We start from the raw sequence: 12,715 nt of genomic DNA, 5'->3' as shown, positions 1-12,715 counted from the left end.
ATCCACCAGATTGGCGTCCGCAGCCGCGCCATCCACCGCAAGCTGCGCGAGGTCGAGGAGCTGCCGATGGACCGGGCCGCGCCGGTCCTCGAGCTGGACGCGCCCGAAGCGGAGATGCCCACCGCGGCTGAGGACGAGACGCCATAGCGCTGTTGCATCCGCGGGCCGGCCGCCCTATCCAGTCATCATTCATCCGACAATAGGTCGAGAGAGGAACCAGATGAGCGTCCACGCCAACTACATCGCCGGGTCCTGGGTCGAAGGCCCGGACGCGTCGAAGAACGTGAACCCGTCGGACCTGTCGGACGTGATCGGCGAATACGCCCGCGCCGACCGCGCCCAGGCGGAGCAGGCGATCGCCGCGGCCCGCGCCGCCTTCCCGAAATGGTCGATGACGACGCTGCAGGAGCGGCACGACCTGCTAGACAAGATCGGCAACACCATCCTGGCGCGGAAGGAGGAGCTGGGCCGGCTGCTGTCGCGCGAGGAAGGCAAGACCCTGCCCGAGGGCATCGGCGAGGCCGCCCGTGCCGGCCAGATCTTCAAGTTCTTCGCCGGCGAGGTGCTGCGCATCCAGGGCGAGAAGCTGGCTTCGGTGCGCCCCGGCATCGATGTCGAGATCACGCGTGAGCCGATCGGCGTCATCGGCCTGATCACGCCGTGGAACTTCCCGATCGCGATCCCGGCCTGGAAGCTGGCCCCGGCCCTGGCCTATGGCAACTGCGTCGTGTTCAAGCCGGCCGACCTGGTGCCGGGCAGCGCCTGGGCGCTGTCGCAGATCATCGTCGATTCGGGCGTCCCGGCCGGCGTGTTCAACCTGGTGATGGGCCGCGGCTCGGTGGTCGGCGAGGCCTTCGTCGCCAGCAAGGATGTCGACGCCATCACCTTCACCGGCTCGGTCGGCACCGGCCGCGGCATCGCCCTGCGCTGCGCCGAGAGCGGCAAGAAGGTGCAGCTCGAGATGGGCGGCAAGAACCCGATGGTCATCCTCGACGACGCGGATCTGAACACCGCCGTCGGGGCCGCCACCAACAGCGCCTTCTTCTCCACCGGCCAGCGCTGCACCGCCTCGTCGCGCCTGATCGTGACCGAGGGCATCCATGACCGCTTCGTCGCGGCGATGACCGAGAAGCTGAAGTCGCTGAAGGTCGACAACGCCCTAAAGCAGGGCACCGATATCGGCCCGGTGGTGGACCAGAGCCAGCTGGACCAGGACCTGTCCTATATCGACATCGGCGTCAAGGAAGGCGCCAAGCTGGCCTATGGCGGCGAGCGGCTGAACCGCGAGACCGAGGGCTTCTTCCTGTCGCCGGCGCTGTTCACCGAGACCACCAACGACATGCGGATCAGCCGCGAGGAGATCTTCGGGCCGGTCGCCTCGGTGATCCGGGTCAAGGATTACGAGCAGGCGCTGGCCACGGCGAACGACACCGAGTTCGGCCTGTCTGCCGGCATCGCCACCTCGAGCCTGAAGCATGCCAGCCACTTCAAGCGGGCCAGCCAGGCCGGCATGGTGATGGTGAACCTGCCGACCGCGGGCGTGGACTATCACGTGCCGTTCGGCGGCCGGAAGGGCTCCAGCTACGGCCCGCGCGAGCAGGGCCGCTACGCCGCGGAGTTCTACACGGTGGTGAAGACTGCTTATACCTTCCCGGGTTGACCGTCCCCGGAGCGGACTGCGGAAGGACCCGGCCGGAAACGCCGGGTCCTTTCCGTTTGACACCCCCTCCCCGCCTTGCGAGCCTGCGTCCGGAAGTGACACGGGGTGCCCGGGAACGGGCTGAGATCATACCCGTCGAACCTGATCTGGGTCATGCCAGCGAAGGGAGCCGTCACGCGATGCCCGCCCCGGGCCCCGGATCCTCAGGATCGATCGCCGACATCCCCTTCGCCGGCAGCGGAGGAGCGGAATGGGTGCAGTGGCAACGGAAGCGAGGCGACGCTTCGACCTGTCGGTCTATCTGGTCACCGATACGCGGCTGAGCGGGCCGCGCGGCGTGGCCGAGGTGGCGGCGGCAGCGGCCCGCGGCGGCGTCACCATCGTGCAGCTGCGCGACCCCGACGCCACGACGCGCGCGCTGATCGCGGCGGCCGGGGCGCTGCAGGCGGTGCTGGCGCCGCATGGCGTCCCTTTGGTGATCAACGACCGGGTCGACGTCGCCCTGGCCGTCGGCGCGGACGGCGTCCATCTCGGCGATCGCGACATGCCCGCGGCCACGGCCCGGCGCCTGCTGGGGCCCGGCCGCATCGTCGGCGTCACCGTGCATGACGCGGCGGAGGCGCGGGCGGTCGACAGTGACGTCGCCGACTACGCCGGCATCGGCCCGGTCTTCGCCACCACCACCAAGGTGGGCGCGCGGCCGCCGATCGGGGTCGACGGTTTCCGGGCGCTGCGACGGCTGGTGCCGCTGCCCGCGGTCGGCATCGGCGGCATCGATGCGGGCCGGACGGCCGCTGTGATCGCGGCGGGGGCCGACGGCGTCGCCGTGGTCTCGGCGATCTGCGCCGCGCCCGACCCCGAGGCCGCGGCCCGGGCCATTGCCGCAGCGGTGGCGGAGGGGCGGGCAAGATGATTCCCAATGTCCTGACCATCGCCGGCACCGACCCTTCCGGCGGCGCCGGCATCCAGGCCGACCTGAAGACCTTCTCCGCCCTCGGCGCCTATGGCTGCGCGGTGATCACGGCGCTGGTCGCCCAGAACACCCGCGGCGTGCAGGCGGTGGAGCTGGTGTCGCCCACCTTCGTGGCGAAGCAGATCGACTGCCTGCTGGCCGATGTCCGGATCGACGCGGTCAAGATCGGCATGCTGGCGACCGGCGAGATCGTGCGCGCCGTGGCCGACGCGCTGCGCCGGCACGGGCTGACCCGGGTGGTGGTCGACCCGGTGATGGTGGCGAAGAGCGGCGACCGGCTGCTGGACCCGGATGCCGTGGCGGCGCTGCGCGAGGAGCTGCTGCCGCTGGCCACGGTGGTGACCCCGAACCTGCCGGAGGCCGCCGACCTGCTGGGCCGGGCGCCGGCGCAGCGCCGTGAGGAGATGCCGGAGATCGCCGCGGCGCTGCTGGCGCTGGGGCCGCAGGCCGTGCTGCTGAAGGGCGGTCATCTGGAGGAGGCGGAAAGCCCGGACCTGCTGCTCTCGGCGGCTGGGTCCCTGGCCCTGGCGGCGCCGCGCATCGCCACCCGCAACACCCATGGCACCGGCTGCACCCTGTCCGCCGCCATCGCCGCCCTGCTGCCGCAGCGGCCGGACCTCGAATCGGCGGTGCGCGAGGCGAAGGCCTATCTGACCGGGGCGCTGGCAGCGGCCGACCGCCTGTCCGTCGGCGGCGGCCACGGCCCGCTGCACCATTTCCACCGCTGGTGGGGATAACCGCTCGCGCGGGCTGGGTTCGCCCCGGCGAACTCAGCCTGCGACCTCAGCCCGCCGCCTGGTCCCGCTGCTGCGCCTGCAGCAGCGCCGTGCGTTCCGCCTCGGTCAGCTCGAGCCGGGCCAGGTTCGAATCGATCAGGAACGGCGTCCCGCCGGCCGGGCCGGTGACGGCGAGGGCGCGCTTGCCCTGGGCGTCGAGGGTGAAGGGCATGAAGTCGGACCCGGTCATCACCGCGACCTTGGTCTCGCCGGCCGGCGACGGGTAGGTCAGCCGCCAGGTGATCGTGCGCTTCACCTTCTGGCCGCCGCGGATGGTCACCACCATCGGCTTGAGGCGCTGGCCGTCCAGCGCCACGGCCTCGCGCTCCGTCCGCTGCTGGCGGAAGCCGGTGCGGACCAGGCCGACGATGCCGGCCAGCAGCAGGACCACCGCCGCGGCGAAGCTGGCGACGCGGTTCCAGAAATAGTCGAGGCCCAGGCTGGTGGTCAGCAGCCGCGGATCCTCGGCGCTCTGCACCACATCGGTGTCGTAGTCGCCGAAATGCAGGTCGACGAAGAGGTAGGAGACCTTGGCGCTGACCGTGGCGCCGTCGGCGCCGGGCGCGGCCAGGGTGGCGTCGCAGAAGGTGATGGCCAGCTTGGTCTTGCACTCGCCGTCCGTGACGGTTCCAGCCTCCGCCACCGCCGGGTTCTGGCGGATCCGCGCATCGTTCAGCAGGCTGGGGCCCATCCACCAGACCGCGCCCGCCAGCAGGGCGATCAGGATCGCCTCGGCGAGCAGGATCGTCAGGATGCGGCGCACGGTCTTCGGGCGCGGCGCATGGACCCGCAGCGGCCGGGTCGGGAAGGCGGACAGGGTCTGCATGGAGAGAGGCTCGTCGTGGTCGTGTCGGCGGGCCGCGGCAATCCGCCGCCCGGCCACCTTGTTGCCCCTCTTCACGTCAAGAAAAAGGCGGGCGCCGGAGGCCGGGCCCGCCTGCAGGTCGGACGGCTGCGAGGCTCAGCCGACCTTGTTCTTGTTGTAGACGTCGAAGGCGACGGCGGCGAGCAGGACCAGGCCCTTGATCACCATCTGCAGGTCGATGCCGAGGCCGAGGATCGACATGCCGTTGTTCATCACGCCCATGATGAAGGCGCCGATCACCACGCCGGTGATCTTGCCGACGCCGCCCGAGGCCGAGGCGCCGCCGATGAAGCAGGCGGCGATGGCGTCCAACTCGAACTGGTTGCCGGCCTGCGGCACCGCCGAGGTCAGGCGCGCCGTGGTGATCAGCCCGGCCAGCGCCGCCAGCACGCCCATGTTGATGAAGGTCAGGAACACCAGCCGTTCGGTGTTGATGCCGGACAGCTTGGCCGCCTTCTCGTTGCCGCCCACCGCGTAGATGCGGCGGCCCAGCGTGGTGCGGGTGGTGACGAAGGCGTAGAGCACCACCAGCACCGCCATCAGGATCAGGATGTTCGGCAGGCCGTTATAGGTGGCCAGCAGGTAGCCGAGGCCGGCCAGCGCCACCACCGTCGCCACGTTCTTGATCACGAAGAACAGCAGCGGCTCCTGCTCAACCCCGTGCTGGATCTCGTTGCGCCGGTTCTTGACGTTGAACCAGACCAGAATCAGCGGCACGGCGATGCTGATCAGCAGCGTCGTGATCCAGACCTTGCCGTTGCCGGTGAACAGCTCCGGGATCGAGCCGAACGGCTCGGCGATGAAGCCGGAGGACATCTTCTGGAAATCGGCCGGCACCGGCCCGGCGCGCTCGCCGTTCAGCACCATGATGCAGAGGCCGCGGAAGGCCAGCATCCCCGCCAGGGTGACGATGAAGGACGGGATCTTGCGGTAGGCGATGAAATAGCCCTGGGCCGCCCCGATCACGGCGCCCAGCACCAGGCAGCCGATGGCGGTGAGCCAGGGGTCGATGCCCTGCCACACCATCATGGCGCCGCCGACCGCGCCGACGAAGCCGGCGATCGAGCCGACCGACAGGTCGATATGGCCGCTGACGATGACCAGCAGCATGCCGAAGGCCAGCACGATGACGTAGGCGTTCTGCTGGATCAGGTTGCTGAGGTTCAGCGGCGTGAACAGCCGGCCATCGGTCGCGAACTGGAAGAACACCATGATCGCGACCAGCGACAGAAGCATCGCGTATTCGCGGATGTTGTTCTTCAGGAACTCGCCGATCCGGCTGTTGGCGCGACCCTGCAGGGCGGTGGTGTCGGTGGTCATTGCCTTGGTCCCTAGACCCGTTCTTTCGAGCGCATGATCGCCCGCATGATGCTTTCCTGAGAGGCTTCCTTGGCCGGCATCTCGGCGACGAAGCGGCCCTCGTTCATGACGTAGATCCGGTCGGACATGCCCAGCAGCTCCGGCATCTCCGACGAGATCATGATGACGCCCTTACCCGCCGCCACCAGCTGGTTGATGATGGTGTAGATCTCGTATTTGGCGCCGACGTCGATGCCGCGGGTCGGCTCGTCGAGGATCAGCACGTCGGGCTCCGCGAACAGCCACTTGCTCAACACCACCTTCTGCTGGTTGCCGCCGGACAGGTTGACCGTCCGCTGCTGCACGCCGGAGGAGCGGATGTTGAGCTTGCGCCGGTAGTCGGTCGCGACCCCGAGCTCGCGCATCTCGTCGATGACGCCGCGGCGGGCGACGCCGGGCAGATGCGCCAGCGGGATGTTGTGCTGGATCGAATCGATCAGCACCAGCCCCAGCGACTTGCGGTCCTCGGTGACATAGGCAAGGCCGGCGGCGATCGCCTTGGGCACGGTGGAGAGGTCGACCGCCTGGCCGCGCATGGTGGCGGTGCCGGTGATCTTCTGGCCGTAGGATCTGCCGAACACGCTCATGGCGAATTCGGTCCGCCCGGCGCCCATCAACCCGGCGATGCCCACCACCTCGCCGGCGCGGACGGTCAGGTCGATGCCCTTGATCATCTGCCGGTCGGCATGCAGCGGGTGGTAGACGCTCCAGTTCTTCACCGCGAACAACGTCTCGCCCAGCTTCGGCTCGCGCTCGGGATAGCGGTCGGTCAGGTCGCGCCCGACCATGCCCTTGATGATGCGATCCTCGTTGACCGCGCCGCCCTGCGCATCCAGCGTCTCGATGGTCGAGCCGTCGCGCAGGATGGTGATCGAATCCGCGACCTTGGTGATCTCGTTCAGCTTGTGCGAGATCAGGATCGAGGAGATGCCCTGGCGCTTGAACTCCAGCAGCAGCTGCAGCAGCGCGTCGCTGTCGCTCTCGTTCAGGCTGGCCGTCGGCTCGTCGAGGATCAGGAGCTTGACCTCCTTCGACAGGGCCTTGGCGATCTCGACCAGCTGCTGCTTGCCGACGCCGATATTGGTGACCAGTGTCGACGGGTTTTCCTTCAGCCCGACCTTGGCCAGCAGGGCGCGGGACCGGGTCAGCGTCTCGTTCCAATCGATGACGCCGCGCTTGGCCACCTCGTTGCCGAGGAACAGGTTCTCGGCGATCGACAGGAGTGGCACCAGCGCCAGCTCCTGATGGATGATGATGATGCCGGTCTCTTCGCTATCGGCGATCGAGCGGAAGTGCCGCTCCTTCCCCTCGAACCGGATCTCGCCTTCATAGGAGCCGTGCGGGTAGACGCCGGACAGCACCTTCATCAGCGTCGACTTGCCGGCGCCGTTCTCGCCGACCAAGGCATGGATCTCGCCGCGCTTGACCGCGAGGTTGACGTTGCTGAGCGCCTTCACGCCCGGGAACGTCTTGGTGATCCCCCGCATCTCCAGGATCGTATCGACCATGGGGTTAACTGTATCCACTCAGGGCTCCGCTCGCCACGGGCGCCGGCCTGCCGCGGAGACCGCGGCAGGCGCAACGGCAGGGCCCCGCGCCGGGAGGCGCGGGGCCCTGGGGGCACGTCAGATTACTTCAGCTGGTCGGCTTTGTAGTAGCCGCTGTCGACCAGGACCTTCTGGACGTTGTCCTTGGTCACCGGCACCGGCGTCAGCAGGTAGGACGGCACCACCTTGACCCCGTTGTTGTAGGTCTTGGTGTCGTTGACCTGCGGCTCCTTGCCGCCCATCACGGCGTCGATCATGTCGACAGTGACCTTGGCGAGGTCGCGGGTGTCCTTGAACACGGTCGAATACTGGTCGCCGGCGAGGATCGACTTGACCGACGGGATCTCGGCGTCCTGGCCGGAGACGAAGGGCAGCGGCCGGTCGCCCGAACCGTAGCCGACCGCCTTGAGCGAGGCGATGATGCCCATCGACAGGCCGTCATAGGGCGACAGCACCGCGTCGACCTTCTTGTCGCCGTAATAGGCCGACAGCAGGTTGTCCATGCGGGCCTGGGCGGTGTTCGGGTCCCAGCGCAGGATGCCGACCTTGTCCATGCCCATCTGGCCGCTCGGCACCACCAGCTTCTTGCTGTCGATGTAGGGCTGCAGCACCGACATCGCGCCGTTGTAGAAGAAGAAGGCGTTGTTGTCGTCCGGCGAGCCGCCGAACAGCTCGATGTTGAACGGGCCCTTGCCGTTCTTCAGGCCCAGGGCGTCGACCAGCGAGCCGGCCTGCAGGACGCCGACCTGGAAGTTGTCGAAGGTGGTGTAGTAGTCGACATTCGGCGTGTCGCGGATCAGGCGGTCATAGGCGATGACCTTGATCCCGGCGTCATGCGCCTGCTGCAGCACCGAGGTCAGGGTGGTGCCGTCGATCGCAGCGATCACCAGCACCTTGGCGCCCTTGGTGACCATGTTCTCGATCTGCGACAGCTGGGTCGGGATGTCGTCGCCCGCATATTGCAGGTCGGCATCGTAGCCCTTGTCCTTCAGCGACTTGACCATGTTGTCGCCGTCGGCGATCCAGCGCGCCGAGGTCTTGGTCGGCATCGAGACGCCGACGAGGCCCTTGTCGGCCGCCTGCGCGGACAGCGCAAAGGCGGACAGCCCCAGCGCCAGCGCGGTGATGGAAGAGATCAGCTTCACCGTTTTCTCCCTCTAGCTAGACTTCTCTGCGCCCCGGGCTTGCCGTCCGGGTGTGATCCCGGGGTGCTGTTGCCGCATGACGGCTGATGATGCCGCGCCACCCCCGGCCGTTCCGGCCGGGCCGCCCGTGACTGCGGCATCGATGGAATCCTGCCGCCGGCACTGCCGGCGCACGCCGATCGACGGCCGAGCCTTCGCGCGCGCTCCTCGCGGAGCGCCGCACAGCCTGCCGCCGGACGATCAAGCCCGACGCCTCGTCGATGTGGTGAGATCCATGTGCTCCTCCCTGTGAAAGCGACTGCGACGCTTTGCGGTTTGTCTTGTGGTTGCGGGTTCGGCGCCGCCGATCCAATCCTCATACAATTTGGCGTAATCTCTCGCCGCGTCGCCGCGCTGTCAAGCGCTGCCGCCACGGCATGGTAATCGATTGAATTGGCAGAGGCAGCGGCTTGTTCTAGGTCCCCTTTACAGCTTCAGCCGATGAAGGCGTTGCCTCCTCGCAATTATGGCAAGGGGGCATGGGTGGTCGAGGCAATGCGAGAGCTAGCCAGCTCCGGACAGGGGCAGGGCGGCAACCGTCTCAATCTTGTCGGGAAAGCAGCGGAGCAGCGTCATCGCTGCGATGTGGCCACGAACGGAACGTCCTTGCCTGCGGATCTTCCCGGCCACCGATGCGGCCGTCGCCGCATCACGAAGCCGTGCGACCGTGACATGCGGGTGATACGGCAGGTCGTGGCGGAGTGTGGGCGCCAGCGCACCGGAATAGAGGCGGTCGTGCAGCGTCACGAGAGCTTCGCGGCCATCCCCAGGCAGCAGGAACACGTAGTGATCCGGGGTCCGGTCGTCCGGCACCGGCGCGACGGCGGAGAGGGCGATGTCGAACGGCGCAACACCGCGCAGCCGATCGCGAAGATGGCCGAGCATCGCCGACTCCGGCAGCAGCCTGGTCGGAAACACCAGGGTTACGTGCGCCTCGATCATCGCCGCCTTGGCGGCATCGTGCTCCCGGCGGATCGCCTCGATCCACTCGCGGTCCGCATCGGACCAGAGCGGGTAGCCGACCACCGCGAGGCTGACGCCCTCGTCCATCACCCCTCCAGCATCCAGCATGGCCATAACGGTAGCCGCCTTCCCGCCGCCGCAAAACCCGGCTAAAGCTCGCGCCATGTCCCTGCTCCGCGGCATGGCGACGGTCGGGGGGCTGACGGCCGTCAGCCGCATCGCCGGATTCGCCCGCGATATCCTGACCGCCTCGCTGCTGGGCGCGGGGCCGGTGGCCGACGCCTTCGTCATCGCGGTCAAGCTGCCCAACCTGGCCAGGCGCCTGTTCGGCGATGGCGCCTTCATGGTCACCTTCGTGCCGCAATACGCGGCCGAGCGCGGCGAGAATGGCCGTGCCGCCGCGCTGGCCTTCGCCGGCGAGGTGCTGGCCGCGCTGCTGGCGGTGCTGATCCCGCTGACCCTGCTGGCCCTCCTGGCCATGCCCGCCATCCTGGCGGTGATCGCCCCCGGCTTCGTCGCCGACCCGGTGCGCGAGGCGCTGGCGCTGGACTATGCCCGCCTGGCCTTCCCCTATCTGCTGCTGATGTCGGTCTCGGCTCTCTTGGGCGGCGTGCTGAACGCGCAGGAGCGGCTGGCCCCCTTCGCCGCCGCGCCGATCCTGTTCAACCTGGTGCTGATCGCGGCGCTGCTGTTCGGCACGCATCTGGCCGGGTCGCCCGGCCGGGCGCTGGCGATCGGCGTCACCCTGTCCGGCATCGTCCAGCTGGCTTGGCTGGCGCTAGCCTGCCGCCGCCACGGCTTGCCGGTGCGGCTGATGCCGCCGCGGATCGGGCCCCGTCTGCGCCGGCTGGTGGTGCTGATGGGTCCGGGCGCGATCGGCACCGGCATCACCCAGATCCAGATGGTGCTGAACACCCTGATCGCCAGCTTCCTGCCGGCCGGCGCGGTCAGCGCGCTCTACTACGCCGACCGGCTGACCCAGCTGCCGCTGGGCATCGTCGGGATCGCCCTGGGCACCGCCCTCCTGCCCACCCTGACCCGCCTCCTGGTCGAGGACCGGGCGGAAGACGTGACGGCGACGCAGAGCCGGGCGATCGAATACGGGCTGCTGCTGGGCCTGCCCGCCGCCGCCGGGCTGATCCTGCTGGCCGGGCCGATCGTGCATGTGCTGTTCGAGCGCGGCGCCTTCGGGCCGGAGCAGACGGTCGCGGTGGCCGGCGCGCTGGGCGCCTATGCCGCCGGCATCCCGGCCTACATCCTGATCCGGGTGTTCTCGACCCTGTGCTTCGCCCGCCAGGACACGGCGACGCCGATGCGCACCGCCCTTGTCGCCACGGTCCTGGCGGTGGCCGGCGCCGTGCTGCTGATGCGGCCCCTGGGCCATGTCGGCATCGCCCTGGCCACCGCGGTCTCGGCCTGGGCGAATGCGGGCCTCTTGGCCTGGTCGCTGCGCCGCCGCGGCGCCCTGCCGGTCGATGCCGGGCTGCGCCGGCGCGGCGGGCGGATTCTGCTGGCGGCGCTGGGCATGGCGGCCGGGCTGCTGCTGGCCCGCCAGGGGATGACGGCGGCCGGCGGCACGGCCCTGGCGGCGCTGATCGCCGGCGGCGCCGCCCTCTACGCTGCCCTTTGCCTGCTGCTGGGCGCGGTCGACCGCGGCGAACTCGCCAGGTTCCGGCGCCGGGGGCATCAGGCGGGTTGACCCGGCGCCACGGGGCCGGCCATAACCCAGCCTTCCCCACCCCTCTGCGGCACCGGCGGACATGAAGCGCATCTTCTCGGGCATCCAGCCCACCCACAACATGCATCTCGGCAACTATCTCGGTGCGGTGCGGAACTGGGTGGCGCTGCAGGACGGGGCGGAGTTCGAGACCATCTACTGCGTCGTCGACCTGCACGCGCTGACCGTGCCGCAGGTGCCGGGCGAGCTGCGCGCCCATATCCGCGAGCTGACCGCGACGCTGCTGGCCGTCGGCATCGACCCGGAGCGCAGCATCCTGTTCGCGCAGAGCCAGGTGCCCGGCCACAGCGAGCTGGCCTGGCTGTTCTCCTGCGTCACCCCGCTGGGCTGGCTGCGGCGCATGACCCAGTTCAAGGACAAGGCCGGCAAGCAGCAGGACACGGCGATGCACGGCCTCCTGGCCTATCCCGTGCTGATGGCCGCCGACATCCTGCTGTACAAGGGCACGCATGTGCCGGTCGGCGAGGACCAGAAGCAGCATCTGGAGCTGACCCGCGATATCGCCCAGTCCTTCAACCAGCGCTACGGCGTCGACTTCTTCCCGCTGCCGGAGCCGCAGATCCTGGGCTCCGCCACACGGGTGATGAGCCTTCGCGACGGGTCGAAGAAGATGAGCAAGTCGGACGAGTCCGACTACAGCCGCATCAACATGACCGACGACGCCGACACCATCGCGCTGAAGTTCCGCCGCGCCAAGACCGACCCCGAGCCGCTGCCGACCGAGGCGGCGGGGCTGGCCGGCCGGCCGGAGGCCGAGAACCTGGTCAACATCTACGGCGCCCTGGCCGGCAAGGATATCGGCGCGGTGCTGGCCGAGTTCGGCGGCGCGCCGTTCTCGACCTTCAAGGGCGCGCTGACCGATGTGGCGGTGGCAGTGCTGGCGCCGATCGGCGGCGAGATGCGTCGGCTGATGGCCGATCCCGGCCATGTCGACGCGGTGCTGCGCCGGGGCGGCGAGAAGGCCGCGGCGATCGCCGCGCCGGTGCTGGCCGAGACCCAGGACATCATGGGGCTGCTGCGGCCGTGAGGGAGCGTCCGATTTCGGCCCTGCCCAATCTGGGCCCCAAGACCGCCGAGTGGCTGGCCGCCGTCGGCATCACCAGCGAGGCGGAGCTGCGCGCCATCGGCCCGGTCGAGGCCTGGCAGCGCCTGAAGGCGGCGCAGCCGGAGCTGATCACGGTCAACGCACTCTATGCCCTGCACGGCGCCCTGACCAACCAGCACTGGGCCGCCCTACCCCAGGAGCTGCGCGCCCTGCTGCGCAAGGACGCTGGGGTGGAGTGAGGGGCCAGCCGTGGTCACCAGGCCGGAAAGCTCCTATATTGAGGACATGAGCCGCGTCCTGTCCCCGATCGAGTCGGAGTTCGCCACGGTCGAAGAGGCCGAGGCCTATGACCGCTGGTTCCGCGCCAAGGTGGAAGCGGCGCTGGCCAGCACGCAGCCTTCCGTTCCCCATGACGAGGCAATGGCACGCCTGCGCGCGCTGATCGACGAGAAGCGCTGAAGCGGCGCACGATTGCTTAGCGGTAAGGCCGCTCCCCTCACCCTCCCGCCGCCTTCGGCGTCGGGCCCCTCCCTCTCCCCAAGGAGAAGGAAATCGGAGCCGAGCCCCTTTCACCTCTCCTTGGGGAGAGGTCGAAATCGCGCAGC

At 69.2% G+C, this 12,715-nt stretch carries 12 protein-coding genes and 1 riboswitch; of the genes, 7 read left to right on the top strand and 5 right to left on the bottom strand.

All coding sequences use genetic code 11. The features are described 5' to 3' along the window. The first annotated feature begins 220 nt into the window (after nt 1-220). The 3 genes from ABDW35_RS20400 (at nt 221) to thiD (ending at nt 3,370) form a co-directional block, all read left to right on the top strand. A complete protein-coding gene (locus ABDW35_RS20400; protein WP_343715717.1) occupies nt 221-1,660 on the top strand; it encodes an aldehyde dehydrogenase family protein in 1,440 nt (479 codons plus the stop codon). Nucleotides 1,661-1,751: 91 nt separating this feature from the next. Next, a riboswitch (TPP riboswitch) is annotated at nt 1,752-1,847 on the top strand. A 63-nt stretch (nt 1,848-1,910) separates the two neighbouring features. After that, the gene (gene thiE, locus ABDW35_RS20395) at nt 1,911-2,573 is read left to right on the top strand and encodes a thiamine phosphate synthase (protein WP_343715716.1); all 663 of its coding nucleotides are present in this window, start codon (nt 1,911-1,913) and stop codon (nt 2,571-2,573) included. Beyond that, nucleotides 2,570-3,370 carry a bifunctional hydroxymethylpyrimidine kinase/phosphomethylpyrimidine kinase gene (gene thiD, locus ABDW35_RS20390; RefSeq protein WP_343715715.1) on the top strand — a complete coding sequence of 267 codons (801 nt, stop codon included), beginning with the start codon at nt 2,570-2,572 and terminating at the stop codon, nt 3,368-3,370. The genes thiE and thiD overlap by 4 nt, the downstream gene beginning before the upstream one ends. Nucleotides 3,371-3,416: 46 nt before the next feature. Here the strand turns inward: thiD and ABDW35_RS20385 are convergent, their stop codons facing one another. From ABDW35_RS20385 to ABDW35_RS20365, 5 genes are all read right to left on the bottom strand, one after another. After that, entirely contained in the window at nt 3,417-4,235 is an 819-nt protein-coding gene (locus tag ABDW35_RS20385) for a hypothetical protein (RefSeq protein ID WP_343715714.1), read from the bottom strand. Between the two features lie 135 nt (nt 4,236-4,370). Then, nucleotides 4,371-5,594, bottom strand: a complete 1,224-nt coding sequence (mmsB, locus tag ABDW35_RS20380; RefSeq protein ID WP_343715713.1) for a multiple monosaccharide ABC transporter permease — start codon at nt 5,592-5,594, stop codon at nt 4,371-4,373. Nucleotides 5,595-5,605: 11 nt separating this feature from the next. After that, a complete protein-coding gene (gene mmsA / locus ABDW35_RS20375) occupies nt 5,606-7,141 on the bottom strand; it encodes a multiple monosaccharide ABC transporter ATP-binding protein (RefSeq protein ID WP_343715712.1) in 1,536 nt (511 codons plus the stop codon). A gap of 122 nt (nt 7,142-7,263) precedes the next feature. Continuing rightward, nucleotides 7,264-8,325: a multiple monosaccharide ABC transporter substrate-binding protein gene (gene chvE, locus ABDW35_RS20370; protein ID WP_343715711.1), complete on the bottom strand. Its 1,062-nt coding sequence runs from the start codon at nt 8,323-8,325 to the stop codon at nt 7,264-7,266. A 543-nt stretch (nt 8,326-8,868) separates the two neighbouring features. Beyond that, complete coding sequence (locus tag ABDW35_RS20365; protein ID WP_343715710.1) at nt 8,869-9,414, bottom strand: 2'-5' RNA ligase family protein; 546 nt, start codon at nt 9,412-9,414, stop codon at nt 8,869-8,871. Nucleotides 9,415-9,490: 76 nt separating this feature from the next. Here ABDW35_RS20365 and murJ point away from each other — a divergent pair, with 76 nt between their 5' ends. The 4 genes from murJ to ABDW35_RS20345 all read left to right on the top strand — a co-directional run bounded on the left by murJ (nt 9,491) and on the right by ABDW35_RS20345 (nt 12,569). Then, entirely contained in the window at nt 9,491-11,026 is a 1,536-nt protein-coding gene (murJ, locus tag ABDW35_RS20360; protein ID WP_343715709.1) for a murein biosynthesis integral membrane protein MurJ, read from the top strand. A gap of 61 nt (nt 11,027-11,087) precedes the next feature. Then, on the top strand, nt 11,088-12,092 hold the full coding sequence (gene trpS, locus ABDW35_RS20355; RefSeq protein WP_343715708.1) for a tryptophan--tRNA ligase: 1,005 nt from the start codon (nt 11,088-11,090) through the stop codon (nt 12,090-12,092). After that, complete coding sequence (locus ABDW35_RS20350; protein WP_343715707.1) at nt 12,089-12,349, top strand: TfoX/Sxy family protein; 261 nt, start codon at nt 12,089-12,091, stop codon at nt 12,347-12,349. Before trpS ends, ABDW35_RS20350 begins: the two co-directional genes overlap by 4 nt. 46 nt (nt 12,350-12,395) lie before the next feature. Further along, entirely contained in the window at nt 12,396-12,569 is a 174-nt protein-coding gene (locus tag ABDW35_RS20345) for an antitoxin (protein ID WP_343715706.1), read from the top strand. Nucleotides 12,570-12,715: the final 146 nt, after the last annotated feature.

This window comes from Inquilinus sp. (assembly GCF_039594555.1).
GTDB lineage: Bacteria > Pseudomonadota > Alphaproteobacteria > DSM-16000 > Inquilinaceae > Inquilinus.
Note: the sequence above shows the minus strand (reverse complement) of the source record. Positions and strands in the feature narration are given on the sequence as shown.

What these genes read in the sequence shown, in the direction of transcription:
- murJ (WP_343715709.1), top strand. Translation starts at nt 9,491, where the DNA reads ATGTCCCTGCTCCGCGGCATGGCGACGGTCGGGGGGCTGACGGCCGTC.
- mmsA (WP_343715712.1), bottom strand. Translation starts at nt 7,141, where the DNA reads ATGGTCGATACGATCCTGGAGATGCGGGGGATCACCAAGACGTTCCCG.
- ABDW35_RS20400 (WP_343715717.1), top strand. Translation starts at nt 221, where the DNA reads ATGAGCGTCCACGCCAACTACATCGCCGGGTCCTGGGTCGAAGGCCCG.
- ABDW35_RS20345 (WP_343715706.1), top strand. Translation starts at nt 12,396, where the DNA reads ATGAGCCGCGTCCTGTCCCCGATCGAGTCGGAGTTCGCCACGGTCGAA.
- thiD (WP_343715715.1), top strand. Translation starts at nt 2,570, where the DNA reads ATGATTCCCAATGTCCTGACCATCGCCGGCACCGACCCTTCCGGCGGC.
- thiE (WP_343715716.1), top strand. Translation starts at nt 1,911, where the DNA reads ATGGGTGCAGTGGCAACGGAAGCGAGGCGACGCTTCGACCTGTCGGTC.
- ABDW35_RS20385 (WP_343715714.1), bottom strand. Translation starts at nt 4,235, where the DNA reads ATGCAGACCCTGTCCGCCTTCCCGACCCGGCCGCTGCGGGTCCATGCG.
- trpS (WP_343715708.1), top strand. Translation starts at nt 11,088, where the DNA reads ATGAAGCGCATCTTCTCGGGCATCCAGCCCACCCACAACATGCATCTC.
- mmsB (WP_343715713.1), bottom strand. Translation starts at nt 5,594, where the DNA reads ATGACCACCGACACCACCGCCCTGCAGGGTCGCGCCAACAGCCGGATC.
- ABDW35_RS20365 (WP_343715710.1), bottom strand. Translation starts at nt 9,414, where the DNA reads ATGGACGAGGGCGTCAGCCTCGCGGTGGTCGGCTACCCGCTCTGGTCC.